The following is a 25,505-nucleotide window of genomic DNA, read 5'->3' as shown; positions in this document are numbered from 1 at the left end:
CTGCCTTAACCCGGCAGCATCAGCGAAGCAGCTGCACCGTCTGCCAGTTCACCCAACCATGGCGTGATCAGATAGCCCAATGGCGAGACGATCGCTGCGCAGATGAACAGGAGCGCCCAGTGCGGCGTATCGCCTTCACCAGTGATCGTGCCTGCCGGCTCGTCGAAATACATCACCTTCACAACCTTGATGTAATAGAAGGCACCGATGACCGAGGCTGCAATACCGATGGCGGCCAGCGCGAGCATGTCTGCCTGCACAACCGCCTCGAAGACCACGAACTTACCCCAGAAACCGAACAGCGGCGGGATGCCGGCAAGGCTGAACATCAGCATCGCCATCACCGCAGCAAGTGCAGGTCGCGTGGTCGAAAGGCCGGCAAGGTCCGAAATGCCCTCGACCTGGTTGCCATCCGCATCGCGCATGAGCAGGACGGCGACGAAGCCCCCGACCGTCATGACAACATAGATCGCGAGATAAACAAGCATCGCGCTGATCCCGGTGACCGTTGCTGCGGCAAGACCAATCAGGATGAAGCCGACATTGTTGATCGATGAGAAGGCGAGCAGCCGCTTGATATTCGTCTGTCCGATAGCGCCGAGCGCACCGATGATGATCGACAGCAGGGCTGCAGCGATCACGACCTGACGCCACGCATCGACCTGCGTGCCGAAGCCCTCCATCATGACGCGTGCCAGCAGTGCGACGGCAGCGACCTTCGGCGCGCTGGCGAAGAACATCGTCGTGGGCGTGGGAGCGCCTTCGTACACGTCCGGCGTCCACATATGGAACGGCGCGGCGCTGATCTTGAAAGCAAGACCCGCGAGCATGAAGATGAGGCCGAACAGCATGCCGGTCGACAAATCGCCCTGCACAGCCTCGGCAATGCCCATGAAATTCGTGGTGCCGGCGAAGCCGTAGACTAGGCTCATGCCGAACAGCAGGATGCCGGAAGCAAGCGCGCCCAACACGAAGTATTTGAGACCCGCTTCGGCAGAACGCTCATCATCGCGCAGGAAGGCGGCGAGGACGTAGGCGGCCAGCGAGTTCAATTCGAGGCCGATATATAGCGTCAGCAAATTGGTCGCCGAGACCATGATGCTCATGCCGAGTGCGGCAAACACCACAAGTATCGGGTATTCGGCGCGCATTTCACCGATACTGGTGAAGAAGCGCGGGGCCACGACGAGCACGGCACCTGCCGCAGCGAAAATCATCAGCTTGGCCAGATTTGCGTAGGCATCGGCCCGGAAAAGGTCGCCAAAGGCCATTGTATCGAGCCCGGTCGCGCCGGCACAGACGGCAGGTGCGGCCAGCGCGAAAGCTCCGCCGAGGGCGACGGCAGCGGCGATGCTGATCAGGCGCGAAGCTTTGTCACCGCCCCATGCCGCGACAAGCAGCAAGAGCAGGCCGGAAATCGTCAGGACGAGTTCGGGCGCGATCAGCGCGAAGGAAGCTGAGTAATCCATCACTGCGCCTCCCCTTCCGCAGCGGCTACCTGCTGGAGGTCCGCATCGCTGGCCGGCTCCGCTTCGGCCAGGCGTTCATCGAGCCATGCAATGTCTTCGCGCATCGGTGCAAGGAAGCTTTCCGGATAGACGCCCATCCACAGAACAGCGGCGGCAATCGGGCCGAGGAGAAGGTATTCGCGCATGGAAAGGTCCGGCATGGCAGCCGCATCGTCATTGACCTGCTGGCCAAAACAAACGCGGCGATAGAGATAAAGCATGTAGGCGGCACCCAGGATGATGCCGGTGGTGCAGACGAAAGCGACCCAGCTGTTGATCTGGTAGATGCCGGCGAGTGCCAGGAATTCGCCCACGAAGTTGCTGGTGCCCGGCAGGCCGATGCTGGCCATGGTAAACAGCAGGAACAGGACAGCATAGGCAGGCATGTTGATGCTAAGCCCGCCGTAGCGCGCAATCTCACGCGTATGCAGGCGATCGTAGATCACGCCGACGCAGAGGAAGAGCGCGCCCGACACAAGGCCGTGTCCGAGCATAATCATCATCGCGCCTTCGAGGCCCTGCACGTTGAAAGCGAACAGGCCGACGGTCACGATGCCCATGTGGGCGACCGAACTATAGGCGATCAGCTTCTTCATATCGTGCTGGACGAGCGCGATCAGGCTGGTGACCACAACCGCGACCATGCTGAGGCCCCAGATCAGCCACACGAACTGCGCGCTGGCATCGGGGAACATCGGCAGGCTGAAACGGATGAAACCGTAACCGCCAAGCTTCAGCAGCACACCTGCCAGGATCACCGAACCGGCTGTGGGCGCCTGAACGTGCGCATCCGGCAGCCAGGTGTGGACCGGCCACATCGGCATCTTCACGGCAAAGCTGGCGAAGAATGCGAGCCAAAGCCATGTCTGCGCCTTTGCAGCGAAGTCATACTCCATCAGATACGGAATGTACGTCGTGCCCGAAGCGTTCACCATCCAGAACATCGCGATCAGCATCAGGACCGAGCCGAGCAGCGTGTAGAGGAAGAATTTGTAGCTGGCGTAGATGCGGTTATCGCCGCCCCAGATACCGATGATCAGATACATCGGGATCAGGCCTGCTTCGAAGAAGATGTAGAACAGGAACAGATCTTGCGCGGCGAACACGCCGATCATCAGCACTTCCATGAACAGGAAGGCGGCCATGTATTCGCCCACGCGCTTCTGGATAGCTTCCCAGCTCGCGCCGATGCAGATCGGCATCAGGAACACGCTGAGGATGATCAGCATCAGGGCGATGCCATCGATGCCCAAGGCATAAGAGAAACCCGCAAACAGCGCGTGATATTCCTGGAATTGCCACTGCTCGCCGCCAATTTCGTAATTGGCCCAGAGCACGATGCCGAGCGCCAGATTGACCAGCGTTGCGGCCAGAGCGACTTGGCGCGCAGGCTTCGCATCAAGGAACAGGCAGACGATCGCTCCGACCAGCGGAACGAGCAGCATCAGCGAAAGGATTGGGAAACCGCCCATCAGAACAGCACCCATGTGACAGCGGCGACAAGGCCGATAAGCATGATCAGAGCGTAACTCGTCAGATAACCGGATTGAACTTTCTTGGCGAAGGCAGAGCCCTGCATCACCACCCACGCTGCCCCGTCAGGGCCGAAGCGGTTTATGGTGCCTTCGTCACCGCGCTTCCAGAAGAAGCGGCCGAGCCAGAAGGCCGGGACGACAAAGACGTAGTGATACAGCTCGTCGAACATCCACTTGCGATAAACAAAGGTGTGGATCGGACCGAGTTGCTTGACCGTTTCCGCTGGCAGTGAAGGCTTGCGGATATAGGCGAGCCACGCCCCGAACAGGCCGATAAGCATCACCACGAAAGCGGCGTATTTCACCCAATAGGGCACTTCGTGCATTGCGTGCATCAGCTCATTGTCAAAAGCGAGCGAGCCAGCCCAGAAATTATCTTCGACGCTGAGGAAGGCATCGTGGAAGACCTGTCCGGCAAACACCGCGCCCACGCTCAGGATGCCGAGCGGCACAAGCATGGTCCAGGGGCTCTCATGGGGATGGTAGCCGCCCGTGGTGTCTTCGCCTGCCTCTTCCGGCGTCTTATGGACGCTGTGCTGGATGTGTTCGCTCTCGATCCAGCGCGGCTTGCCCCAGAAGGTCAGGAACATCAGGCGCCAGCTGTAGAAGCTGGTGAGCAGCGCAGCGATCGTGCCGAGCCAGAAGGCCATGTCGGAATAAGCACCGGCGGAGGCATAGGCGACCTCGAGAATGGCATCCTTCGACCAGAAACCTGCGAAACCAGCCTGGAGGTGGTAGATACCGACCCCGGTAATCGCGAGCGTTCCCGCCATCATCGCCCAGAAGGTGAACGGGATCTGCTTCCGCAGGCCGCCGTAATACCGCATGTCCTGCTCATGGTGCATCGCATGGATCACCGAGCCTGCACCGAGGAACAGCAGCGCCTTGAAAAAGGCGTGCGTGAAGAGGTGGAACATCGCCGCGCCATACGCGCCAACGCCGGCGGCAAAGAACATGTAGCCGAGCTGCGAGCAGGTCGAATAGGCGATCACCCGCTTGATGTCCCACTGCGTGGTGCCAATGGTGGCGGCGAAGAAGCATGTCGCTGCACCGATGATGGTAACAAAGGCGAGCGCTGCAGGCGCAGCTTCGAACATCGGCGACAGGCGGCAGACCATGAACACCCCTGCGGTCACCATGGTGGCGGCGTGGATCAGTGCGGAGACCGGCGTCGGGCCTTCCATCGCGTCCGGCAGCCATGTGTGGAGGCCCAGCTGTGCCGACTTGCCCATCGCGCCGATGAACAAGAGGATGCACAGGATCGTCATCGTATCGAGGCGCATGCCCATAAAGCCAATGGTGCTCGCGCCTTCCATGGCCGGGGCCATCTCGAGGATTTCGGGGATGCTCGTCGTCTGGAAGACGAGAAACGTACCGAAGATACCAAGCATAAAGCCGAGGTCACCCACGCGGTTCACCACGAAGGCCTTGATCGCTGCGGCGTTCGCGGAGGGTTTCTTGAACCAGAAACCGATCAGCAGGTAACTTGCGAGACCCACGCCTTCCCAACCGAAGAACATCTGGACGAGGTTGTTGGCCGTCACCAGCATCAGCATGGCGAAGGTGAAAAGCGAGAGATAGGCGAAGAAGCGCGGCTGATCCGGGTCTTCCTCCATATAGCCCCAGCTATACAGATGGACGAGCGCGGATACGGTGGTGATGACCACCAGCATCACCGCGGTCAGCGTGTCGACGCGCAGGGCCCAGTCAAAGCTGAAAGCGCCGCTTTCGACCCACTTTAGCACCGGAACGACCGTTGCCGTCTCGCTACCCGTCAGGAAACCGATGAAGATCGGCCAGCTCAGCGCGCAGGCAAGGAAAAGGCCGCCTGTGGTGATCGACTTGGCAACCGTATTGCCCAGCTTGCGATTGCCGAGACCGGCAATGATCGCAGCCAGCAGCGGCGCGAAAACGATGATGAGGATGGAGGTACTCAAGGAACTTATCCCTTCATCCGGTTGACATCGTCCACCGCGATGGTGCCGCGGTTACGGAAATAGACGACGAGGATGGCAAGGCCGATGGCAGCTTCTGCAGCGGCCACGGTGAGCACGAACATGGCGAAGACCTGTCCGGTCAAATCACCCAGAAAGGCGCTGAAGGCCACGAGATTGATGTTCACTGCAAGCAGGATCAATTCGATCGCCATCAGGATGACGATGATGTTCTTGCGATTGAGGAAGATGCCCAGCACGCCCATCACGAACAGGATGGAGCTGACCACGACATAGTGTTCGATACCGATCACAGTTCGACCCCCTGCCCGTATTCGGGCTTCACATTGACGGTTGCCTCATCCGGACGGCGGGCGTTCTGTTTGGCGATGTTCTGGTGGCCACGGGTCGCACGGCGCTCGCGGTGGGTCAGCACGATGGCGCCGATCATGGCAACCAGCAGGATGATGCCCGCCGCTTCGAACAGGAAGACATATTTGCCGTAAAGCAGCGCGCCGATATTCTCGATATTGCTGGCACCCGCTATCGGGGCAGCGTCGCCTGTCGGCGTGCCGAGCTCCAGCTTGCCTGCGCGATAGGCACCGATGCCCAGCACCAGCTCCGCAAGCAGGATAACCGCCACGGCTAGGCCGAGCGGCGCGTTCTTCATGAACCCGGCGCGCATTTCAGCAAAATCGATGTTGAGCATCATCACGACGAACAGGAACAGCACCGCGACCGCGCCCACATAGACGACGATCAGCAGCATCGCGAGGAACTCCGCCCCGACGAGGACCATCAGGCCCGCCGCGTTGAAGAAAGCGAGGATGAGCCAGAGCACTGAGTGCACCGGGTTGCGCGACAGGATCGTCATCGCGCCGGACGCGATCACGAAAGCGGCAAACATGTAGAATGCAAAGACGGTCAAGAAAGGTCCCCGTTGTCCTGTGCGGCGCGCTTAACGATACGGCGCGTCGGCTTCAAGGTTTGCGGCAATCGCTCGCTCCCACTTGTCCCCGTTCGCCAGCAATTTTGCCTTGTCGTAGAGCAGTTCTTCACGCGTTTCGGTCGCATATTCGAAGTTCGGCCCCTCGACCACCGCATCCACCGGGCAGGCTTCCTGGCAGAAGCCGCAATAGATGCACTTGGTCATGTCGATATCGTAGCGCGTGGTGCGGCGGCTGCCGTCGTCGCGCGGTTCGGATTCGATGGTGATCGCTTGTGCCGGACACACCGCCTCGCACAGCTTGCAAGCGATGCAGCGTTCCTCGCCATTGGGATAGCGGCGCAACGCATGCTCCCCACGGAACCGCGGCGAAATCGGGTTCTTCTCGTAAGGATAGTTGTTCGTCACCTTCGGCTTGAAGAAATACTTCAGCGTCAGCGCGTGCGCCTTCAGGAATTCCCAAAGTGTGAAGGATTTGATGAATTGAGCGACGGCGGTCATGCCGCACCTCCATATCGGGTAAGCATCAGCCAGCCACTCGTCAAAGCGACGAATAGGAGGCTCATAGGCAGGAAGACTTTCCAGCCCAGGCGCATCAGCTGGTCGTAGCGGTAACGCGGCACGGTCGCCCAGATCCAGCTGAACATGAAGAAGAAGAAAATCGTCTTCAGCAGGAACCAGATGAAGCCCGGCACGACGTATAGCGGAGCCCAGTCGATCGGCGGCAGCCAGCCACCGAAGAACAGCAGCGTGTTGAGGCTGCACATCAGCAGGATGTTGGCATATTCGCCAAGCCAGAAGAGCGCGAAGCTCATCGAGCTGTATTCGGTCTGGTAACCGGCGACGAGTTCGGACTCCGCCTCGGTCAGGTCGAACGGCGCGCGCTGTGTTTCGGCGAGCGAGCTGATGAAGAACACCACCCACATCGGGAACAGCAACAGGTTGAAGTAATAGCCGTTCACAATCCCGAAGCCGTGGCCGCGCTGGCCTTCGACGATCTCGGTCAGGTTGAATGAGTTGGCGTACAGCACCACACAGACGAGGATGAAGCCGATCGAGACTTCATATGAAATCATCTGCGCAGCGGCGCGCATCGCGGAGAAGAACGGGTATTTCGAGTTGCTCGCCCAGCCCGCCATGGTGATGCCGTAAACGCCCAGCGAACTGATCGCGAGCACATAGAGCAGGCCGACATTGATGTCCGCCAGCACCACGCCCGCATCGAACGGAATGACCGCCCAGGCGAGCAGCGCCACGGTAAAGGTGATGATCGGCGCGAGCAGGAAGATCCCCTTGTTCGCAGCCGAGGGAATAATGGTTTCCTGCAGGAAGACCTTCAAACCGTCCGCGAAACTCTGGAGGATCCCGAAGGGACCAACCACGTTCGGGCCACGACGCATCATGACAGCGCCCAGCACCTTGCGGTCCATGTAAATGACTAGCGCCACAGCGAGCATCACCGGCAACGCGATCAGCAGGATTCCCGAAATGGTCGCGACAAACCACGCCCATTCGTAATTCATGCCGAGGGATTGGAAAAACTCGGTCATTATTCGCCCCCTCCGCAGCCAGCGTCGCCGCCACAGTCATAGACTGAGCCACCATAGCCATCGGGATTGCCGTGACCGGATTCCGCCCAGTTTCTTACGTTTCCGTTGCCGATACCGCCTCCTGAACGAGCAGTCGCCCAAAGAACGCCACCCATGAGGAGAATGGCCACTGCGCCGGCCGCCACAATGATCAAGAATAGGCTCATTCTGCGGCCTCCTTCAGCTCATCGCCGTGCAGCAATTCTGCCGAACATTCCTGCATCACCGTGCTGGCGCGGGCGATGGGGTTGGTGAGGTAGAAATCCTTTATCGGATAGGCGTCGATTGAGCCCGAAGACTTCGCGCCCTTGGGAGCCGCAGGTAGCGCGCCGTAATCGGCGATCTCGCCTTCATTGGCGAGCGCGGGCACCTCTGCCGTCATCGCGGCGCGCAGCTCGGCAAAGCTGTCGAAGCCGACCGACACACCCAGCGCATCGGCGAGCGCGCGCAGGATCGTCCAGTCTTCGCGCGCATCGCCCGGAGCGAAGATCGCCTTGTCGGACATCTGCACGCGGCCTTCCGTGTTGACGTAAGTGCCAGGCTTTTCGGTGTAGGCCGCTGCTGGCAGGATCACGTCCGCCGCATGCGCTCCCTTGTCACCATGGTGGCCGATATAGATCTTGAGCGAGCCGTCGAACTGGCTCCAGTCCACCTCGTCTGCGCCCAGCGCGAGCACGACCTTCGGCTGCGCCTTGGCGATATCGGCGATCCCGCCCTTCTGCGCGAAGCCCAGCATTAGCGCGCCCATGCGGGCAGCAGCGGTGTGCAGCGCGTTGAATTCGGCCTTCAGCGTGCTGCTGACGGCCAGAGTCGCTTCATGCGCACCGGCTGCGAAGCCTGCTGCACCGAGGATGACTGCGGATTTCTCCGCGCCCTTGAACGCATCGGAGACGCTCGCTGGCAGCTTGCTCAGCACGCCGAGGTCATTACCGAGGAACTCCGCCGGATAGGTCGTATCCCACTCGGGCCCGACCACGAATACCTTCGCGCCGCGCTTTGCCGCCTTGCGAATGCGGACATTGACCAGTGGTGCTTCCCAGCGGATGTGGCTGCCGATGATCAGGATCGCTCCAGCGTCCTCGATCCCGGCAAAGCTGCTGTTGAAATTGACAGCCGCGAGGTTCGAAACGTCGTAGTCCATGCCGGTCTGGCGGCTTTCGATCAGTTTGCTGCCCGCTGCCTTGAGCAGCGACTTCGCGGCAAACATCGTTTCACAATCAACCATGTCGCCTGCAATCGCCGCGATGCTCTTGCCCGGTTTGGCCTTGGCAATCGCTTTGAATGCCTCATCCCAGCTTGCAGCCTGCAGCTTGCCGCGCTTCCGGATGAAGGGCTTGTCGAGACGGCGGCGCGTCAGGCCATCGACCTGGTAACGTGCCTTGTCCGAGATCCACTCTTCATTGACCTCGTCATTATCGCGCGGAAGCACGCGCAGCACTTCGCGGCCACGGCTGTCGATACGGATGTTCGCACCGACCGCATCGGACACGTCGATGCCCAGCGTCTTCTTGAGCTCCCACGGGCGGCTCTCGTAAGCGTAGGGGCCGCTGGTAAGCGCGCCGACCGGGCACAGATCGATCACATTGGCGGAAAGCTCGTGCTTGGCCGCCTGCTCCAGATAGGTCGTGATCTGCATGTCTTCGCCGCGATAGAGCGCGCCGATTTCATCGACACCGGCAATCTCTTCGGAGAAGCGCACGCAGCGGGTGCAGTGGATGCACCGGGTCATGATCGTCTTGATCAACGGCCCCATGTTCTTGGACGTGACCGCACGCTTGTTCTCTTCATAGCGAGAGCCGCCACGGCCATACATCATGGCCTGATCCTGCAGGTCGCATTCGCCGCCCTGATCGCAAATCGGGCAATCGAGCGGGTGATTGATCAGCAGGAATTCCATCACGCCTTCGCGCGCGGTCTTCACCATTTCGCTATCGGTGCGGATTTCCTGGCCTTCGGTGGCCGGCAGAGCGCAGCTCGCCTGCGGTTTCGGCGGACCAGGCTTCACTTCTACCAGGCACATGCGGCAATTGCCCGCAATGCTCAGGCGTTCGTGGTAGCAGAAACGCGGAATCTCCTTGCCTGCAAGCTCACACGCCTGCAGCACGGTTGCGCCGTTCGGCACCTCGATTTCCTGACCGTCAACGGTAACTTTGGGCATTAGTCCCTACCTTCAATCGTCGCTACAGGGCGACCGGTAGCAGCGCGATACGCCGCCTCCGCAACCGCCATGCGAATAGTCGTGGCATCGAGCGAGATTTCGCGATCCATCGGGAAACAGGCCCCGAGCTGGTCGACTCTCTCGCCGATAAACTGGAGCTCACCTTCTGTCGCAATATCCGTCTGGCGCAGCCACTCGCGCGCCTCTGCCGGGTGATTGGCGACATAGCAACTGGCAATATCGTGCAAAGTGTCAATGCTGTCAGGAGCAACCGGTGGCGAAGCGATAAGCGCTTCGATGTTTGCTTCCGAAAGATCCTCAAACAGACCCTCCGCAACCGAGGCGCGAATGTGGGCACGCTGCGCGCCATAGACGCCGGAATAGCGACCCATGCAATTGTTGCGGCGATTGCGCCCGACATTGAAAAGCGTATCGAACGCCGCTTCCTCTGCATCCGAGCCGATCACCGTGTCGATAAAAGCCTCGGAATCATCGGGCTTCTGATTGGCGAGGCAAGGCCCCACCTGATCGAGGAAGCGCCAATATTCGGCATCTACCCCCTGGCGAGGCGCGCTCGAATAGCCGGAATAGCCCGGCGCCAGCTGCGCATGCGCAGGCATCGAGACACAAAGTCCCGCTGCACATGCAATACTGGCGAGGGCCAAACGCATTATTCGCCGCTCCCCGCAGCTGCGGAGTAATAGCTGCGCGACCAGAGGCCATCGGCGACCATCTGCCGTACGAGCGAGCTGGAGATGGTCATGGTTTCGTCGCTACCCGCACACGCCGCGATCGTGGGCCCCAGCGCGTCGACCACTTCGCCTTCGTCACCCGAACCCGGACGGCTTTCCAGAAGTTCATGCGCTGTGTCGGGCGCATTATAGACGACGCAATCGGCGAGCCCGGCCATCGTCGAAATCTGCGGATGCACGCGCTGTCCGTCGAAACGTGCCGCGATGTCCTGTGGCTCGCCCGGTGCAATCACAACGGGATCATCGTTCGCGCGCAGATATGCCTCTTCAGCGAGCAAATTGCGCAAAGTGGAAAACTGGATTTGCATATACATGCTGAGATTGCGGTTATCGGCGCCGCGCATCAGCCTGCCGATGCAATAATTGATTTCAAAGTCGTCCCAGAACTCCTCGTCGGAGTAGCTGAGCGCGTCAAAGTGGATCTGGTAAAAATTGCTGTTGGCGAGCAACTCCACCGACTCTTCCCGATTACGATTGAAGGTGCAGTTGGCCACCCGCTTCTGCATCCAGCGCGCCTCTGCCGCGTCCGCAGTTTCGGGCTCACGTTCGAAACGCGTGCCGATCATCTGCTCTTCACCGAATTCGCCCCGCTCAATTTCTTGCGCAATTGCAGGTGTTGCAACGGCGCCAAGAAGAGCAGTGCCAATGGCCAGTCCAAAGAAGCGCATCATTCGGCTGCCTCCTGAAGAGCCGCCTCGCGCTCTTCAATGCGGCGTTCGAGTTCAGGGCGGAAGTGCTTGAGCAGGCCCTGGATCGGCCATGCGGCTGCATCGCCAAGCGCGCAGATCGTGTGGCCCTCAACCTGCTTTGTGACCTGGTAGAGCATGTCGATCTCTGCGGGTGAGCTTTCGCCGTGGCGCAGGCGTTCCATTACGCGCCACATCCAGCCCGTGCCTTCACGGCAGGGCGTGCACTGGCCGCAGCTTTCGTGCTTGTAAAAATAGCTGATGCGGCTGATCGCGCGGACGATGTCGGTCGATTTGTCCATCACGATGATTGCCGCCGTGCCGAGGCCCGAGCCGAGTTCCTTCAGACCGTCGAAATCCATCGGCGCGTCCATGATCTCTGCGGCAGGGACCAGCGGAACGGAGGAGCCGCCCGGGATAACGGCGAGCAGATTGTCCCAGCCACCACGAATGCCCCCGGCATGCTTCTCGATCAGTTCGCGGAACGGAATGCTCATGCTTTCCTCGACCACGCAGGGCTTTTCGACATGACCGCTGATCTGGAAAAGCTTGGTGCCGTGGTTGTTCTCACGCCCGAAACTGGCGAACCATGCACCACCACGGCGCAGGATCGTCGGCACGACCGCAATCGATTCCACATTGTTGACCGTTGTCGGGCAGCCATAGAGGCCCGCACCAGCCGGGAAAGGCGGCTTGAGACGCGGCTGCCCCTTCTTGCCCTCGAGGCTTTCGATCATCGCGGTTTCTTCACCGCAGATGTAAGCGCCCGCGCCGCGGTGCATGAACACGTCGAAATCGTAGCCTGTACCGCTGGCATTCTTGCCGATCAGGCCCGCGTCATACGCTTCGTCGATCGCCTTCTGCAGCGTTTCTGCTTCACGGATATATTCGCCGCGAATGTAGATGTAGGCCGCCCTCGCTCGCATGGCGAAACCGGCGACCAAGGCGCCTTCGATCAGCTTGTGCGGATCGTGGCGTATGATTTCGCGATCCTTGCACGAACCGGGCTCGGATTCATCGGCATTGATAACGAGAAAGCTTGGGCGGCCATCCTTGCTTTCCTTGGGCATGAAGGACCACTTCATGCCGGTGGGGAAGCCAGCGCCACCACGGCCGCGCAGGCCGGAGGACTTGATCTCCTCGATGATGGAATCGTGGCCCATCTCGATCAGCTTCTTGGTGTTGTCCCAATCGCCGCGCGCCTGCGCGGCTTTGAGGCCCCAATCCTGGAAGCCGTAGACGTTTGTAAAGATGCGGTCCTTGTCAGCCAGCATTATGCCATGACTCCGAATACCCAGAATGCGACGGCCGCCAGAATGGCGATCAGCGCAACAGTTTTAATGATGCCTTTCAGCACCTTCCACGCGATCACGATAAGGATCAGCGCGATGATGATGGGAATGATCTGCTCGGTCATACCGATAGCTCCCCGAATGTGAGTGGCGCGGCGGTGCGCAGGCGCTGCTCCACCAGCGCGCGTTCGCGAATATAAAGGTGGTTCTTCACCCGCAATCCGTTTGGCCGGTCCGTCAGGCGACGCTCATAGGGGTTGTACCAGAGACGTTCAAACCCTGCGGATTGAAGCGCTGTGTCAACGGCCTTCATCGGTGTTTCGACGGACATCGCAGCCAGTTGCGGTTCGACCAGCAACTTCTTTGCGCCGCCGATCACCAAATGCTCGCTGCGCTCCACATCGATCTTGATCGCGGTCACGCCTTTGCCAGCCAGCATACTGTCGGTTTCGCGCACCTCTACCAGTCGGGTGCCGGTTTGCTGTTCATCGACGATACGGTTGGTGGGGCCTTTGCCAGTCGTGAACAGGCTTTGCCCATCGGCACGCCCAAGCGCCACTGGATAGACCTCAACGGTGGAATCCAAGTCATTGGCAGCGATGTTGCGTGCAAGACCCTCCAACGCCTGCTCGCCGGGTTCGAAAGCGTAAACTTTCGCTCCTGCGACGGCGCCTGCCAGCACTGTGAAACTCCCTGCATTGGCGCCGATATCCGCGAACACATCCTCGGGACGGAGGAAGTGCGCGAAAAACGCCATTTCGCAGAATTCATGCAGGCCGAAATACAGATTTCCCGTCAGTCCCGATTGCCCGCGGCTGACCACCAACTTGGTCCCGTTGACCCAGTCGCACACATGCGGCCCGCGGCTGAATGCGCTGCGCAGCTGCCAGCTCGCCATACGGCGAACCATGCCCAACCGGTCCTTGCTGGCCAGCGGGTGGTTCCACGCATAACGCAGGCTGCGCGACAGCATCTCGCTGCGCGACTTGCTCACGCGCGGTGCCGGGCGATCAGCTCGCTGGAAGGGAAGCGCGGCGGTTGCCATCGGCTCACCAGTCTCCCCGGTAATCGTGATTGGCGTCGACCATTTCCTTGAGCGTCGTCGGGCCGCCCGAAGGCTCCGACGTGTGACGCCCGGGCTCCTGCGTGCCTTCCTTCGGCTGCTCGCCAGCGGCCAGCGCATCAAGCACGGCATCGAGGCGCTCGACAGTCAGGTCTTCATAGTTGCCGTCGTTGATCTGGACCATCGGCGCGGTAGCGCAATTGCCCATGCATTCGACTTCGGTCAGCGTCCAGAGGCCGTCCTCGGACACTTCGCCGAACTTCATGCCGCGCGCCTTGCAGGCGGCGATGATCTCGTCCGATCCGCGCAGCATGCACGGCGTGGTGCCGCATACCTGCACGTGGAATTTGCCCACCGGAACAAGGTTATACATCATATAGAAGGTCGCGACTTCGAGCACGCGGATTACCGGCATGTCCAGATACTCGGCGACATATTCGATCACCGGCAGAGGCAGCCAGCCTTGCGTGTCGGTTTCTTCACCCACCTGGCGCTGCGCAAGGTCGAGCAGCGGCATCACCGCAGACTTCTGGCGGCCTTCAGGATACTTCTTGATGTGCCAATCGGCCTTTTCACGGTTCGCGTCCGTGAAACTCCAACCACCCCAGCGCTCGCGCAGTTCGGGTGTATCAGGGGCGATGTGCCTACCCGCCATGGGCCAGCCTCCGTCTTTCAAAATAACGGCCTACATAGAGGCCAATTACCGCAGCGGCTGCGGTCGAGAAAATGTCCTTGAGCGGTGCTTCGCCGTGGAAGACCGCCAGATACGCCGCGACCGCCGATGCAAAGGCGGCGAATGCGGCGATAAGAATGAAGAGTTCGCGGAGGATCATTTGTGTTCCTCCTCAACAACAACATTCTTGCCAGCAAACAAAATTGCCCTTGCAACCAACGCTATTGCCAAGATCATAGCCGATGGCAGGAATGCCGCGACAAACAACACCCCTATCATCGCAAGCGTGGAATCAGTCGACCACCCGACGGCGAATGACCCCAAAATACTAAGGTGTGCCGTAAACAAAGCCGCCACAATTGCGCCAACGCGGATACCAAGAAACGAACGAAAACCTGCACGAACCAACACCACGTGAACGAAAATTGCAGACAGCAATGCAGGCAGGATTACAATGACGAGGTCTGGCCAACCAATCACCGGTCACACTCCCCGAACACCACGTCGATTGCGCCGAGGATGGCGGTCGCGTCGGGCAGCATGTGGCCTTTGGACATGAAGTCCATCGCCTGCAGGTGCGAGAATGCGGTCGGGCGGATCTTGCAGCGGTATGGCTTGTTCGTGCCGTCTGCCACCAGGTACACACCGAATTCGCCCTTGGGGCTTTCGGTCGCGACATAGACTTCGCCGGCAGGCACATGGAAGCCTTCGGTGTAGAGCTTGAAGTGATGGATCAGCGCTTCCATCGATTGCTTCATCTCGCCGCGCTTGGGAGGCGACACCTTCTTGTTGTCGCTCGCAATCGGGCCTTCGGGCAATTCGGCGAGGCACTGCTTGATGATGCGCGCGGACTGGTAGACTTCCTCGCAGCGGACCATGAAGCGGTCATAGCAGTCCGAATTGGTGCCGACCGGAATTTCGAAATCCATGCGGTCATACACGTCATAGGGCTGCGACTTGCGCAGGTCCCACGGAATGCCGGCAGCGCGGATCATCGGGCCGGAGAAGCCCCACTTCACCGCATCCTCTTTCGAGACCACGGCGATATCGACATTGCGCTGCTTGAAGATGCGGTTGTCCTGCACCAGGCTCATCGCGTCGCCGAACAGCTCGGGCAGACGATTGTCGACCCAGTCGCCGATATCGGTGAGCAGCTTCAGCGGCACGTCCTGGTGAACGCCGCCCGGGCGGAACCAAGCAGCATGCATACGCGCGCCCGAAGCCCGCTCGAAGAAATTCATGCAGTCTTCGCGCAGCTCGAATACCCACAGGTTGGGCGTCATCGCGCCCACATCCATCACATGCGCACCAATGTTGAGCATGTGGTTGCAGATGCGCGTCAGCTCGGCGAACAGCACGCGAAGGTACTGCGCACGCTCGGGCACTTCGACATTGAGCAGCTTTTCGATGGCGAGAACGTAGGAATACTCCTGCGCGAGCGGGGAGCAATAATCGAGCCGGTCGAAATACGGCAGCGCCTGCAGATAGGTCTTGTACTCGATCAGCTTCTCGGTGCCACGGTGGAGCAGGCCGACATGCGGGTCGATACGCTCGATGATCTCGCCATCGAGCTCCATGACCATGCGCAGCACGCCGTGCGCCGCAGGGTGCTGGGGGCCGAAATTGATCGTGTAATTGGTGATTTCATACTCGCCCGTGGTGGGCGATGTTTCTCTTACGAGGCCGCTCACTTGTCGTCCTCCTTATCCAATTTCGTTTCGGGCACGGTGGCACCCTTGGTCTCTTCGACATCGCCCTTGCTGGCGGCACGATCGGGCGAGTCCTCGGTTGCCTCGGGAGCACCCGCGGCCTTTTTTCCCGTGTCCTTTTCCGCCGGAGAGCCTGCGCTTACCTTTTTCGCGGCTTTGTCATCCGCCTTGGCGCCTGCACCCGTATCCTTCGGACTGTCGGTAACCTTGGGATCGTCGACTGGCGGCACATCGGCCTTTTCGTCGCCCGGCAGCACGTAATCCGCGCCCTCCCATGGCGAGGTGAAGTCGAAAGTGCGGAAGTCCTGCGCCAGCTCGACCGGCTCATACACAACGCGGCCTTCCTCTTCGGAATAGCGCAGTTCGGTATAGCCCGTCAGCGGGAAGTCCTTGCGGAAGGGATGCCCTTCGAAGCCATAGTCGGTCAGGATGCGGCGAAGATCGGTGTTGCCGTCGAAAGTGACGCCATACATGTCGAACACTTCACGCTCGAGCCAACCGGCGACAGGCCACAGCGTGGTGACGGTTGGCACCGGCGTGTCTTCATCGGTGCTGACCTTCACCATCACACGGTGGTTCTTGGTGAGGCTGAGGAGCATGTAAACCACTTCGAACCGCTCTGCCCGGCCCGGATAGTCGACACCGGCAATCTCGACGAGCTGCTGGTAGGCGTGCTCATCGCGCAGCAGGCGCAAGGCATCCTCGATGCTGTCACGCGCGACGGTGATGATGATCTCACCGTGGGCTTCGAGAGTGTCCACCACCATGCTGCCGAGCGCGGTGGAAAGAGTTTCCAGCACGCCATCGTTAGAAGCGAATTTCGGGGCGGAGTGAAACACGGTGCTCATCGCTCGATCGTCCCCACGCGGCGGATTTTACGCTGCAGCTGCATCACGCCATAAAGCAGCGCTTCGGCTGTCGGCGGGCAGCCCGGAATGTAGATATCGACCGGCACGATGCGATCGCAGCCGCGCACCACAGAGTAGCTGTAGTGATAATAGCCGCCGCCATTGGCGCAGCTGCCCATCGAAATCACATATTTCGGATCGGACATCTGATCGTAAACGCGGCGCAGTGCCGGGGCCATCTTGTTACAGAGCGTCCCGGCGACGATCATCACGTCGGACTGGCGCGGCGACGCGCGCGGGGCGATGCCGAAGCGCTCCATATCGTAGCGCGGCATATTGACGTGGATCATCTCGACCGCGCAGCACGCGAGGCCGAAGGTCATCCACCACAGAGAGCCGGTGCGTGCCCACTGGAACAGTTCCTCGGTCGAGGTGACGAGAAAGCCCTTGTCGTTCACTTCGGTCTGAAGCGAGTTGAAATAGTCCGTATCGGGCTGCTTCACTTCGCCGCCCTTGGCAGTCGGAGTGATGCTGTCCCGCATACGCTGGCCATCCAGCGCCGGGTTGAGCGAAGTCTGCCCGGCAAATGCGGGATCGGTATTCGGATCGGTGCTCATTCCCAGTCCAGAGCTCCCTTCTTCCATTCATATGCGAGGCCGATGGCGAGGATGCCAAGGAAAGTCATCATGGCGAGCCAGCCTGCCCAGCCCGTTTCACCCAAGCTCACCGCCCAGGGGAACAGGAAGGCTGCTTCCAGGTCGAAAATGATGAAGCTGATTGCGACGAGGTAAAAGCGCACGTCGAACTGGCTGCGCGCATCCTCGAAAGCGGGGAAGCCGCATTCATACTCCGTCAGCTTGGCAGCATCGGGGTTGTGCGCTCCTGTCAGGCGCGAAACGCCCATCGGCAGGAAAACGAAGAGGACGGACAGGCCGAAAGCTATTGCCAGAAACAGCAATATCGGCAGGTATTGAGATAGGTCGACCAAGATGGACTCGCGTTCGCTGTAGGTTCCGAGGGCGCGTCTAAGCGTTCACGTGCCGTGATGCAAGGCAGCAGAAAGGCCAATTTCCGCCTATTCGGGGGGAGTTTCCACGAGTTGCAGCCGACGGATCTGTGCGGGCTCCACGACGCTGCCTTCGATAAATACGCCGCCCCCTTCGTAAACGGCCCATTGACCACTGCCGATATAGTATAGCGAATTCCCCGCAATCGCTCCTCCAAGCGTCTCTTTCCAATCGGGGTTCCCGTATTCAAGCGTGCGCTGCGAGGCTATCACGCCGATACCCTGTCCCAGTTCGAATGCCGTGACCCGTTGCGGATCAAGGCCGTTCTGCACCGCGATCAGTTCATTGCCGCGCAGCCAGAGTCCATCGACCCCGTCGAGCAGCATCGGCTCGGCCGCGCGCATGCGATAGGCAACACGGCTGCGGATCATGACTTGGGCAAGGCCATAGCGATAGTCGCTGATGTAGAGCGCAGTGTTGTCTGGCCGGACAGCAATTCCCTGCGGAGAGCGGAAAGTGCCCGGTGCGATGAAGGTCTGCATCGCGTTATCGCCCAGCGCGGCCATGTATACCCCTCCCCCTACCGGGTCGCTTCCGTAGACTGTGCCGTCAGGCCCTACCGCAATATCGGAAATGGAAACACCATCCGGAGCTGGCACGCGGCGGCGTTCTTCCAGAGTGATGCGATCGAGCGCGATAATGCCGCGAAAAGCTGTTTCCGGATTGGGCGTTTGGTCGACGACACCGGAGCCGATCCAGATGAGCCCGCGCGGTTCGTCCAGAGCGATGCCGGCAAGGCTTCCTGCATCAGCGATCGCGATTTCACGCCAATTCGCCCCGCCATCCTGCACAAAAAGTCCGCGCGATACGATGCTGGTCACTAGGGTGCGCCCGTTGCTCTCATTGCGCAAAACAGCTTCTGGCAATCGAATAGTTTCGGGGACAGCGGTTATCAGTTCACTGCTCTCTCGCAGCAAATCCAGCGTTGCTTCGTGTGCGATCCGGAGATCATCGCCCACCCCCTCGGTATACTGCTCGCCTTTGCTGGCTAGATACGCGCTCAATTGGACAACGGTCTGGTGTCCCAGCGAGTAGTTGCGATCCATTAGCCAGTACCAATGCTGCAAGACATCATCGGGCCTGTCATCGCGATAGGCATTGCCGAGCAAGCGGAGCCTCACCGATGCAGAATCGGGAAAATCCTCCGCGAGCTGGATGAGCCCCTCTGCATCGGCGATTTGGCCAGTCGTGGCGTCAACAGACCGCCAAGGCTCCGGCGCGCCCATGCCTTCGACCGCCGCGGCTTCCTGCTCAGGCGGAAGGACGCTGCCGGGAAGCTCGATGCGCGAGGCGCAGGATGTCGTCGAAATAGCGGCGGCGAGGAGTATCGTCAGGCGAAGCATGAGCAAAGCGATACCGCCTGCCCTGCCCAGTTGTCACCCCTCGCCGCCAGCTTATCCTAACTGCCGCGCCCTATTTGCGGGCCATAAAATGGAGCAGCTTCTTTGCCCGCTCGCCATAGGGTGGCTTCAGACCGCCAAGCCCCGCCACATCCATTTTGGGCTGGGTATAAACGCTGCGCGCGTGGCTGAATTCCTTGAAGCCTTCCAGACCGTGATAGCAGCCTATTCCACTCGGTCCGATGCCGCCAAAGGGCATGTCTTCGGCCGAGACGTGGAAAACCACATCATTGAGCGTCACGCCGCCAGAAATCGTCTGGCTGAGCACCTTCTCCCGCTCCGACGAATTGTCGCCGAAATAGTAAAGGCCGAGCGGGCGGTCGCGATCATTCACGAAGTCGATCGCTTCTTCGATCTGCCCGTAGGTGATGACAGGAAGGACCGGGCCGAAGATTTCTTCCTGCATCGCCTGCATGTCATCGGTCGGATTGCGGATCACCGTCAGCGGCATTTTGCGTTGGTTGCCGGCGGAGAAATCTTCATCCGCGGGATTGATCTCGATGACCTCGGCTCCCTTGTCGCGGGCATCGGCAACCATGTTCTGGAGCCGCTCGAACTGCTTGTCATTGATGACATTGGCGTAGTCCGGATTGTCGCGCAGGGTCGGATACTGGTCCATCACTCCCAATTCGAGCGCGGCAATCACGCCATCTTCCATCTCTTCCGGGACAAGGAGGTAATCAGGCGCGAGGCAAATCTGCCCGGCGTTCATCATCTTGCCCGTTACAATGCGCGATCCGGCGCGCTCCAGATCGGCGCTGCGGCTGATGATCGTCGGGCTCTTGCCGCCAAGTTCCAGCGTGACAGGCACGAGATTTTCAGCAGCGGCCTGCATCACTTTGCGGCCCGTTTCGGTTGAGCCGGTAAACACCAGATGGTCGAATGGAAGCGAAGAGAACGCCTGTGCCACTTCAACACCGCCAGTTGCTACGCTGACCTCTTCAGGCGCAAAATGATGCGCCACAAGCTCGGCAATCAGATTGCTGGTCACTGGCGTGAATTCGCTTGGTTTGATCATCGCGCGATTGCCAGCAGCGAGAACCTGCGCCAGCGGACCGAAAGCGAGATTGATCGGGAAATTCCAGGGGCTGATGATGCCGATCACGCCCTTGGGCTCGAACCGCACCTCACCTTTCGCGCCAATCAATCCAAGTGGAAATTGCATGCTGCGACGCGACGGCGCGGCCCAGCTTTTCAAATTCGATTTGCAATATTTGGCGAAAGTGATCGCACTCATCACGTCGGTGATCATGCTCTGCACTTCGCTGCGATTGCCGTAATCTTCATTCATGGCTTCGCAGAGCGCTTTGTCATTCTCCGCGAGCAGCGCGATCAGCCGGTCGAGCCGGTCCTGCCGTACGGAAAGCTCTTCTGGCCGCGCGGCATTGAAGGCCTTGCGCTGGCGATCCAGCATCTGATCGAGCCATTGCGTGTTGTCTGCGTTCTTGGATTGCGTGTCTTGCGACATGAATTGCACCTGTTTGTGTTGCTTTAGCGCCAGTATGACGCATTCGTATCTACAACGCGCCTCGTTTGCATTCGTTGCAGTGCAACCCTAAATAGCTCGCGAAATTGAACCACCATTCGCGACTGAAAGGCTTACCCAAGATGCCCGTTTTCAACGAATCCGACCCTATCGTCATTCTTTCCTATGCCCGCACCCCGATGGGCGCGATGCAGGGCGCGCTGGCCGATGTGGCCGCGACCGATCTCGGCGCCCACGCGGTGAAGGCCGCAGTCGAGCGCGCGGGCGTTTCGGGCGATGATGTGGACCGGATTTACATGGGCTGCGTTCTTCCCGCCGGCCTTGGCCAGGCCCCTGCCCGCCAGGTGGCGATCCTTTCCGACCTTCCCAAGAGCGTGCAGGCAACCACCGTGAACAAGGTTTGCGGCAGCGGCATGCAGACGGTGATCATGGGCGCAGAAGCGCTCGCCAGCGGAACCGTCGACACGGTGATTGCGGGCGGCATGGAAAGCATGACCAATGCGCCGTACCTGCTGAAGAAACATCGCTCGGGCGCGCGCATCGGCCATGACAAGGCCTATGACCACATGTTCCTCGACGGGCTGGAAGATGCCTACGAAGAAGGGCGCGCGATGGGCACTTTCGCGCAGGAGATGGCGGACAAGTACCAACTCACCCGTGAAGCGATGGACGAATATTCGATCGCTTCGCTGGAGCGCGCAAACAAGGCCATCGACAGCGGCGCTTTCGCCGATGAAGTCGTGCCCGTAACTTTCACAACGCGTCGCGGCGACGTGACCGTCGACACGGACGAAGCGCCAAGCAAGGGCCGCCCGGACAAGATTCCGCAGCTCCGCCCGGCTTTCGCCAAGGACGGCACCATCACCGCGGCAACGTCCTCCTCCATTTCGGATGGCGCGGCAGCGCTTGTTCTAACGCGCAAGAGCGTGGCCGATGAGAAGGGCCAGACGCCGGTCGCCACGATTGTCGGCATGACCGCCCATGCGCAGCTGCCCGAGGAATTCACCATCGCCCCTGTCGGCGCTATCCAGAAGCTGCTCGAACAGACCGGCTGGAGCGTCGACGATGTCGATCTGTGGGAAGTGAACGAAGCCTTCGCGTGTGTCGCCATGTTCGCGATGCAGGACATCGGGATCGACCACGACAAGATCAACGTCAATGGCGGCGGCACGGCCCTCGGGCACCCCATCGGCGCGAGCGGCACGCGTATCATCGTCACCCTCGTCAACGCGCTCAAGCAGCAGGGCAAGAAGCGCGGCGTCGCCAGCCTCTGCATCGGCGGCGGTGAAGCCACCGCAGTCGCTGTCGAGCTGGCCTGAACGATATAAATACCGGAGAGACTACATGAAGAAACTGATTGCCGCAGCCGCTGCGCTTCCCCTCGCCCTCGCCGCTTGTGCGGATGAAGGCGTGGACGAGCCTGTAGAAGCCGAAATTGCCGACCTTGAACCGGCAGGCGAAACCATCGGTGTTGCTTTGGCAGGCACTTACACGAGCGAAGGCAGCGACGGCGCTACTTTCACCACAACGTTGACTGAGGATGGCATTTATAGCGATTCCATCGATGGCGAAATTGTTCGCACAGGAACATGGTCAGCTGCTGATGGCGATGTGTGCTTTACCGAAGATGGTGCTCTGGACGCCGACCCGCTCTGTTACCAGATTTCTGAACCGGACGCACAAGGCGACGTTCAATGGACTGGTCCGGATGGCGAGACTACGACGCGAGCGCGTTCCGAATAAGCGCAAACATACTGCAGAAAATGAGGGCGGCCTTTGGGTCGCCCTTTTTCGTTCAGGGTTCGCCAGCGCCCCAAAGATTGTCCATCTCCACCCAGCCCATGTGACCATCGACATCGAGCATGCACCAGCCTGATGCGCACTCGCCCAGCTCCCCGATTACACCAGGTTCCAGATTCCATCGCAGCGCAGAACTATCCGTCGCCGCTTCGCGCATCGGCACGGGCTCGTCGCCTGTGACGATTGCCGTGCGGCGTGTGCTGAGCAGCCCGCTGAACATCCAGCCACGCGTTCCGTCCGGCTCTTCGATATAGCGCCAGCCCTGATACAGGCGGATCACCTTCACCGGCAGGCCGGGGCGTTCATACACCCATTCAATGGGATAGACCTCGCTCGCACCGGCGCGCATGTTCGCTTCTTCAGCGCTGATGCTTGCCCAATAGGGCAATTCGACGTCCTGCGCCGATGCCGGGATAGCGAATAGTAAGGAAAGAACGCACAGAAGGGACCGCATGCGGTCCGTCTAACGCGGCGCGTTGAGTCGCGGCAACCATTACCTCGCACGCTCTTGCGGCTCTTTCCAAATTGGTCATATGTACCCTGCATAGAGGGTCACCTGCCGCGGCGCAGATCGAGAGGGGTTTTCATGGTTCGCAAGATTGGGCTGGCAGCGGCGCTGCTCGCTATCCCGCACACTGCCATGGCGCAGGACGGCATGACCAACATCGCCCAGAACGATTCGGGCGATACGGCGTGGATTCTCGTCTCCAGCGCGCTCGTCCTATTGATGACTCTGCCCGGTCTCGCGCTATTCTATGGCGGGCTGGTGCGCGCGAAAAATTTCCTGTCGGTCGCATTGCAGGTTGCCGCCGTGGCAGGCCTCGCTTCGGTGCTGTGGATCGTCATCGGCTACTCACTCGCCTTTGGGCCGAGTTTCAATGCGGTGATCGGCGGCACGAGCAAATGGATGCTCAACGACCTGACGATCCTGCGTGAGGGAATGCTCCTTCCCGAAAGCACCTTCGCCCTATTCCAGATGACGTTCGCCGCGATCACTCCTGCACTGATGGTCGGAGCGTGGGTGGACCGTGCGCGCTTTGGCTGGGTGCTCGCATTCACCGGCCTGTGGAGCCTTCTGGTCTACGCCCCCGTGGCGCACTGGATATGGGGTGGCGGCTGGCTGGGGCAGCTGGGTGTGGTCGATTTTGCGGGTGGCCTCGTTGTGCACGCAACTGCCGGAGTTTCCGCGCTAGTGGTCGTGTTGCTGCTCGGAAAGAGGCAGGGTTTCGGCTCATCGCAATTGCTTCCCCACGCACCGGGGCTTACCATGCTTGGTGCCATGCTGCTGTGGGTTGGCTGGTTCGGCTTCAACGGCGGTAGTGCGCTTACGGCGACCGATGACGCATCGACAGCGATCATCAACACCCATCTTGCCGCAGCGGTCGCCGCTCTGGTATGGTTGCTGATCGAGAAGTTCAAGTTCGGCAAGCCCACCACAATTGGCTTTGCGACCGGCGCGATTGCTGGCCTTGCCACGATTACGCCGGCTGCAGGGTATGTCGCGCCGGGTGCTGCCATATTGATGGGCGCGGCGGGGTCTTTCGTCTGCTATCAGGCGATCCTGCTGGTGAAGAATAAGCTCGGCATTGACGACTCGCTCGACGTATTTGCCGTCCACGGCGTTGGGGGCATCCTTGGCACGCTACTGCTCGGTCTGTTTATCTGGTCTGGCCTTGGCGGAACCGGATACAGCTTCGCGGTCGACATTCCTCTGGCGATGGGCGTGCAGGCTATCGGTATCGTTGCCGTCTGTGTCTTCAGCGCCTTCATGACAGCCGTGCTGGCCGTGGGTGTAAGCCTCTTCATCCCGATGCGCGTGAGCGAGGACGAGGAACTGCAAGGCCTCGACGCCAGCAGCCACGGCGAACGCGCCTGGCATTTCGACTGACGGCGATCTGTGGCCCAAGCCGATCTGAGAATGCGCCCCGGCTGCATCGCCGACATTGCGAGCTATGGTCGCGGGTGGAAGCTGTTCTGGGACCCGCGCGGACGATCATCGCGGACAGAATTGGCGATGCTGTGTGTGGTACCGATAGTGCTGATGTGGGTCTTGGCGGGCGCGATTTTTCTTTTCGGCAGAAGCGTAGTTATTCCGGACTGGGCCGGCCTCGCGGTGATGCTCGCGTTCCTTGTGCCGATCCCCGCCGCGATCATCCGGCGTCTGCACGATAGCGGGAAAACCGGTTGGCTTGCGCTCGCGATCTTTGTTCTCATCGGATTGGCTGTCTACGATGGCTGGCTCGATGCCATTGAGAGTTATCCGGACAATGATCTTTGGTACAATCGCGGAGGGCTCGAGCTGATCTACGCGGCCAGCTGGCTTGCGGCGATCGTGCTACTCATCTGGCCTGCGCGTGATGACAACAACCGCTACGGGCCCAATCCACGGCCTGCGGAAAAGGTGATCTAGGCGCTCGCCGGATCGACCTCAGCCATTTTGGCGAGGATCTGGTTGATGCATTTGCGCGAGGTGCCGATGGTGAAATGCGTCGCATCGATGCGCAGCTCTGCGTCGCGCTCGCCCTCTTTGCCGCAGGCGCATTCGGGCGACACGATCCCGTCAACGCCGGACCAGACGGCGAGCGTTGGCACGGGCGGCTTCTGCTCCAGATCGGTATCGAACGGGGTATTGTCGACCTTGTGATCGTTCAAAGCCTCATACAATTTCCACGCCGAATTGGCGCGCCTGCTGCCTGAGAAAGGCGTGGCGACGGTCACCACCATATCGATATCGTCCGGCATGCGGTTGGCGAGAACGCGGGCATACAGTCCGCCCAGGCTCCAGCCCATCAGCAGAACCTTCTGGCCGCTTGTCCGGTGCATCTCGGCAATGCGTGCTTCGAGACGGGCCAGCTTTTGCGGATCGGCACCAAGGTTGATGCCCTGCCCCCAGCCCTCGGGTCGAAAGCCCCGCGCGGCGAGTGTGCGGCGCAGCAGTGTGGTCGAGATATCGCCAGTCGTCAGGCCCGGAATGACGAGCGCAAAGCGGCCTTGCCCGATCTTCGGACCGGGAACAGGCCGCCGCAACGGATTGAGCAATAGGCGCGGAAGCGACAGCC

General features: G+C 60.3%; 29 protein-coding genes. 4 read left to right on the top strand and 25 right to left on the bottom strand.

Annotated elements, in window-relative coordinates:
- Positions 1 to 5: 5 nt before the first annotated feature.
- The 23 genes from nuoN to O2N64_RS11470 all read right to left on the bottom strand — a co-directional run bounded on the left by nuoN (position 6) and on the right by O2N64_RS11470 (position 20,628).
- Positions 6 to 1,469: an NADH-quinone oxidoreductase subunit NuoN gene (gene nuoN / locus O2N64_RS11580; protein ID WP_271077745.1), complete on the bottom strand. Its 1,464-nt coding sequence runs from the start codon at positions 1,467 to 1,469 to the stop codon at positions 6 to 8.
- The gene (locus tag O2N64_RS11575; protein ID WP_271077744.1) at positions 1,469 to 2,980 is read right to left on the bottom strand and encodes an NADH-quinone oxidoreductase subunit M; all 1,512 of its coding nucleotides are present in this window, start codon (positions 2,978 to 2,980) and stop codon (positions 1,469 to 1,471) included. The genes nuoN and O2N64_RS11575 overlap by 1 nt, the downstream gene beginning before the upstream one ends.
- A complete protein-coding gene (gene nuoL, locus O2N64_RS11570; protein ID WP_271077743.1) occupies positions 2,980 to 4,980 on the bottom strand; it encodes an NADH-quinone oxidoreductase subunit L in 2,001 nt (666 codons plus the stop codon). The genes O2N64_RS11575 and nuoL overlap by 1 nt, the downstream gene beginning before the upstream one ends.
- Before the next feature lie 5 nt (positions 4,981 to 4,985).
- Positions 4,986 to 5,243: an NADH-quinone oxidoreductase subunit NuoK gene (gene nuoK, locus O2N64_RS11565; protein ID WP_234035187.1), complete on the bottom strand. Its 258-nt coding sequence runs from the start codon at positions 5,241 to 5,243 to the stop codon at positions 4,986 to 4,988.
- A gap of 44 nt (positions 5,244 to 5,287) precedes the next feature.
- Entirely contained in the window at positions 5,288 to 5,884 is a 597-nt protein-coding gene (locus O2N64_RS11560; protein ID WP_271079656.1) for an NADH-quinone oxidoreductase subunit J, read from the bottom strand.
- 51 nt (positions 5,885 to 5,935) lie between these two features.
- Positions 5,936 to 6,424, bottom strand: coding sequence for an NADH-quinone oxidoreductase subunit NuoI (gene nuoI / locus O2N64_RS11555; RefSeq protein WP_271077742.1), 489 nt, complete (start codon positions 6,422 to 6,424; stop codon positions 5,936 to 5,938).
- On the bottom strand, positions 6,421 to 7,473 hold the full coding sequence (gene nuoH / locus O2N64_RS11550) for an NADH-quinone oxidoreductase subunit NuoH (RefSeq protein ID WP_271077741.1): 1,053 nt from the start codon (positions 7,471 to 7,473) through the stop codon (positions 6,421 to 6,423). The genes nuoI and nuoH overlap by 4 nt, the downstream gene beginning before the upstream one ends.
- Complete coding sequence (locus tag O2N64_RS11545; protein ID WP_271077740.1) at positions 7,473 to 7,679, bottom strand: hypothetical protein; 207 nt, start codon at positions 7,677 to 7,679, stop codon at positions 7,473 to 7,475. Before O2N64_RS11545 ends, nuoH begins: the two co-directional genes overlap by 1 nt.
- Positions 7,676 to 9,670, bottom strand: coding sequence for an NADH-quinone oxidoreductase subunit NuoG (gene nuoG, locus O2N64_RS11540; RefSeq protein ID WP_271077739.1), 1,995 nt, complete (start codon positions 9,668 to 9,670; stop codon positions 7,676 to 7,678). Before nuoG ends, O2N64_RS11545 begins: the two co-directional genes overlap by 4 nt.
- Entirely contained in the window at positions 9,670 to 10,290 is a 621-nt protein-coding gene (locus O2N64_RS11535; protein WP_271077738.1) for a hypothetical protein, read from the bottom strand. Before O2N64_RS11535 ends, nuoG begins: the two co-directional genes overlap by 1 nt.
- A 50-nt stretch (positions 10,291 to 10,340) precedes the next feature.
- Positions 10,341 to 11,093 (bottom strand): hypothetical protein, encoded by a 753-nt coding sequence (locus tag O2N64_RS11530; protein WP_271077737.1) that lies wholly within the window; start codon positions 11,091 to 11,093, stop codon positions 10,341 to 10,343.
- On the bottom strand, positions 11,090 to 12,382 hold the full coding sequence (gene nuoF, locus O2N64_RS11525) for an NADH-quinone oxidoreductase subunit NuoF (protein ID WP_271077736.1): 1,293 nt from the start codon (positions 12,380 to 12,382) through the stop codon (positions 11,090 to 11,092). Before nuoF ends, O2N64_RS11530 begins: the two co-directional genes overlap by 4 nt.
- Positions 12,382 to 12,525 carry a hypothetical protein gene (locus O2N64_RS11520; protein ID WP_271077735.1) on the bottom strand — a complete coding sequence of 48 codons (144 nt, stop codon included), beginning with the start codon at positions 12,523 to 12,525 and terminating at the stop codon, positions 12,382 to 12,384. The genes nuoF and O2N64_RS11520 overlap by 1 nt, the downstream gene beginning before the upstream one ends.
- Positions 12,522 to 13,445: an FkbM family methyltransferase gene (locus O2N64_RS11515; RefSeq protein ID WP_271077734.1), complete on the bottom strand. Its 924-nt coding sequence runs from the start codon at positions 13,443 to 13,445 to the stop codon at positions 12,522 to 12,524. The genes O2N64_RS11520 and O2N64_RS11515 overlap by 4 nt, the downstream gene beginning before the upstream one ends.
- 4 nt (positions 13,446 to 13,449) lie before the next feature.
- Complete coding sequence (gene nuoE / locus O2N64_RS11510) at positions 13,450 to 14,118, bottom strand: NADH-quinone oxidoreductase subunit NuoE (RefSeq protein WP_271077733.1); 669 nt, start codon at positions 14,116 to 14,118, stop codon at positions 13,450 to 13,452.
- Positions 14,108 to 14,296: a hypothetical protein gene (locus tag O2N64_RS11505; protein ID WP_271077732.1), complete on the bottom strand. Its 189-nt coding sequence runs from the start codon at positions 14,294 to 14,296 to the stop codon at positions 14,108 to 14,110. Before O2N64_RS11505 ends, nuoE begins: the two co-directional genes overlap by 11 nt.
- A complete protein-coding gene (locus O2N64_RS11500) occupies positions 14,293 to 14,616 on the bottom strand; it encodes a hypothetical protein (RefSeq protein WP_271077731.1) in 324 nt (107 codons plus the stop codon). The genes O2N64_RS11505 and O2N64_RS11500 overlap by 4 nt, the downstream gene beginning before the upstream one ends.
- Complete coding sequence (locus O2N64_RS11495; protein WP_271077730.1) at positions 14,613 to 15,827, bottom strand: NADH-quinone oxidoreductase subunit D; 1,215 nt, start codon at positions 15,825 to 15,827, stop codon at positions 14,613 to 14,615. The genes O2N64_RS11500 and O2N64_RS11495 overlap by 4 nt, the downstream gene beginning before the upstream one ends.
- Positions 15,824 to 16,693, bottom strand: a complete 870-nt coding sequence (locus O2N64_RS11490) for an NADH-quinone oxidoreductase subunit C (RefSeq protein WP_271077729.1) — start codon at positions 16,691 to 16,693, stop codon at positions 15,824 to 15,826. Before O2N64_RS11490 ends, O2N64_RS11495 begins: the two co-directional genes overlap by 4 nt.
- On the bottom strand, positions 16,690 to 17,235 hold the full coding sequence (locus O2N64_RS11485) for a NuoB/complex I 20 kDa subunit family protein (RefSeq protein WP_271079655.1): 546 nt from the start codon (positions 17,233 to 17,235) through the stop codon (positions 16,690 to 16,692). Before O2N64_RS11485 ends, O2N64_RS11490 begins: the two co-directional genes overlap by 4 nt.
- A 71-nt stretch (positions 17,236 to 17,306) precedes the next feature.
- The gene (locus tag O2N64_RS11480) at positions 17,307 to 17,681 is read right to left on the bottom strand and encodes an NADH-quinone oxidoreductase subunit A (protein ID WP_197921416.1); all 375 of its coding nucleotides are present in this window, start codon (positions 17,679 to 17,681) and stop codon (positions 17,307 to 17,309) included.
- Between the two features lie 87 nt (positions 17,682 to 17,768).
- Positions 17,769 to 19,103 (bottom strand): hypothetical protein, encoded by a 1,335-nt coding sequence (locus tag O2N64_RS11475; RefSeq protein ID WP_271077728.1) that lies wholly within the window; start codon positions 19,101 to 19,103, stop codon positions 17,769 to 17,771.
- 70 nt (positions 19,104 to 19,173) lie between these two features.
- Positions 19,174 to 20,628, bottom strand: a complete 1,455-nt coding sequence (locus O2N64_RS11470) for a coniferyl aldehyde dehydrogenase (RefSeq protein WP_271077727.1) — start codon at positions 20,626 to 20,628, stop codon at positions 19,174 to 19,176.
- A gap of 140 nt (positions 20,629 to 20,768) precedes the next feature.
- Between O2N64_RS11470 and O2N64_RS11465 the strand changes: the two genes are divergently transcribed.
- Positions 20,769 to 21,965 carry a thiolase family protein gene (locus O2N64_RS11465; RefSeq protein ID WP_271077726.1) on the top strand — a complete coding sequence of 399 codons (1,197 nt, stop codon included), beginning with the start codon at positions 20,769 to 20,771 and terminating at the stop codon, positions 21,963 to 21,965.
- 25 nt (positions 21,966 to 21,990) lie between these two features.
- A complete protein-coding gene (locus tag O2N64_RS11460) occupies positions 21,991 to 22,389 on the top strand; it encodes a hypothetical protein (protein ID WP_271077725.1) in 399 nt (132 codons plus the stop codon).
- Between the two features lie 52 nt (positions 22,390 to 22,441).
- On the opposite strand, the gene O2N64_RS11455 is transcribed toward O2N64_RS11460, so the two are convergent.
- Positions 22,442 to 22,900: an SH3 domain-containing protein gene (locus O2N64_RS11455; protein ID WP_271077724.1), complete on the bottom strand. Its 459-nt coding sequence runs from the start codon at positions 22,898 to 22,900 to the stop codon at positions 22,442 to 22,444.
- Positions 22,901 to 23,032: 132 nt separating this feature from the next.
- Between O2N64_RS11455 and O2N64_RS11450 the strand changes: the two genes are divergently transcribed.
- Positions 23,033 to 24,334, top strand: coding sequence for an ammonium transporter (locus tag O2N64_RS11450; protein WP_271077723.1), 1,302 nt, complete (start codon positions 23,033 to 23,035; stop codon positions 24,332 to 24,334).
- Positions 24,335 to 24,343: 9 nt separating this feature from the next.
- Entirely contained in the window at positions 24,344 to 24,856 is a 513-nt protein-coding gene (locus tag O2N64_RS11445) for a DUF805 domain-containing protein (protein WP_271077722.1), read from the top strand.
- Here O2N64_RS11445 and O2N64_RS11440 read toward each other — a convergent pair.
- Positions 24,853 to 25,473, bottom strand: a complete 621-nt coding sequence (locus tag O2N64_RS11440) for an alpha/beta fold hydrolase (RefSeq protein WP_271077721.1) — start codon at positions 25,471 to 25,473, stop codon at positions 24,853 to 24,855. The genes O2N64_RS11445 and O2N64_RS11440 overlap by 4 nt on opposite strands.
- Between the last annotated feature and the right edge of the window lie 32 nt (positions 25,474 to 25,505).

This window comes from Aurantiacibacter sp. MUD61 (assembly GCF_027912455.1).
GTDB lineage: Bacteria > Pseudomonadota > Alphaproteobacteria > Sphingomonadales > Sphingomonadaceae > Alteraurantiacibacter.
The sequence above is the reverse complement of the archived record's forward strand: the minus strand, read 5'-3'. Positions and strand labels throughout refer to the sequence as shown.

Bases quoted from the DNA above. Each gene is read 5' to 3' on its own strand.
- nuoN (WP_271077745.1), bottom strand. From the start codon at position 1,469: ATGGATTACTCAGCTTCCTTCGCGCTGATCGCGCCCGAACTCGTCCTG.
- O2N64_RS11575 (WP_271077744.1), bottom strand. From the start codon at position 2,980: ATGGGCGGTTTCCCAATCCTTTCGCTGATGCTGCTCGTTCCGCTGGTC.
- nuoK (WP_234035187.1), bottom strand. From the start codon at position 5,243: ATGGGCGTGCTGGGCATCTTCCTCAATCGCAAGAACATCATCGTCATC.
- O2N64_RS11560 (WP_271079656.1), bottom strand. From the start codon at position 5,884: ATGTTTGCCGCTTTCGTGATCGCGTCCGGCGCGATGACGATCCTGTCG.
- nuoI (WP_271077742.1), bottom strand. From the start codon at position 6,424: ATGACCGCCGTCGCTCAATTCATCAAATCCTTCACACTTTGGGAATTC.
- nuoH (WP_271077741.1), bottom strand. From the start codon at position 7,473: ATGACCGAGTTTTTCCAATCCCTCGGCATGAATTACGAATGGGCGTGG.
- O2N64_RS11545 (WP_271077740.1), bottom strand. From the start codon at position 7,679: ATGAGCCTATTCTTGATCATTGTGGCGGCCGGCGCAGTGGCCATTCTC.
- nuoG (WP_271077739.1), bottom strand. From the start codon at position 9,670: ATGCCCAAAGTTACCGTTGACGGTCAGGAAATCGAGGTGCCGAACGGC.
- O2N64_RS11535 (WP_271077738.1), bottom strand. From the start codon at position 10,290: ATGCCTGCGCATGCGCAGCTGGCGCCGGGCTATTCCGGCTATTCGAGC.
- O2N64_RS11530 (WP_271077737.1), bottom strand. From the start codon at position 11,093: ATGATGCGCTTCTTTGGACTGGCCATTGGCACTGCTCTTCTTGGCGCC.
- nuoF (WP_271077736.1), bottom strand. From the start codon at position 12,382: ATGCTGGCTGACAAGGACCGCATCTTTACAAACGTCTACGGCTTCCAG.
- O2N64_RS11520 (WP_271077735.1), bottom strand. From the start codon at position 12,525: ATGACCGAGCAGATCATTCCCATCATCATCGCGCTGATCCTTATCGTG.
- O2N64_RS11515 (WP_271077734.1), bottom strand. From the start codon at position 13,445: ATGGCAACCGCCGCGCTTCCCTTCCAGCGAGCTGATCGCCCGGCACCG.
- nuoE (WP_271077733.1), bottom strand. From the start codon at position 14,118: ATGGCGGGTAGGCACATCGCCCCTGATACACCCGAACTGCGCGAGCGC.
- O2N64_RS11505 (WP_271077732.1), bottom strand. From the start codon at position 14,296: ATGATCCTCCGCGAACTCTTCATTCTTATCGCCGCATTCGCCGCCTTT.
- O2N64_RS11490 (WP_271077729.1), bottom strand. From the start codon at position 16,693: ATGAGCACCGTGTTTCACTCCGCCCCGAAATTCGCTTCTAACGATGGC.
- O2N64_RS11485 (WP_271079655.1), bottom strand. From the start codon at position 17,235: ATGCGGGACAGCATCACTCCGACTGCCAAGGGCGGCGAAGTGAAGCAG.
- O2N64_RS11475 (WP_271077728.1), bottom strand. From the start codon at position 19,103: ATGCTTCGCCTGACGATACTCCTCGCCGCCGCTATTTCGACGACATCC.
- O2N64_RS11470 (WP_271077727.1), bottom strand. From the start codon at position 20,628: ATGTCGCAAGACACGCAATCCAAGAACGCAGACAACACGCAATGGCTC.
- O2N64_RS11465 (WP_271077726.1), top strand. From the start codon at position 20,769: ATGCCCGTTTTCAACGAATCCGACCCTATCGTCATTCTTTCCTATGCC.
- O2N64_RS11460 (WP_271077725.1), top strand. From the start codon at position 21,991: ATGAAGAAACTGATTGCCGCAGCCGCTGCGCTTCCCCTCGCCCTCGCC.
- O2N64_RS11455 (WP_271077724.1), bottom strand. From the start codon at position 22,900: ATGCGGTCCCTTCTGTGCGTTCTTTCCTTACTATTCGCTATCCCGGCA.
- O2N64_RS11450 (WP_271077723.1), top strand. From the start codon at position 23,033: ATGGTTCGCAAGATTGGGCTGGCAGCGGCGCTGCTCGCTATCCCGCAC.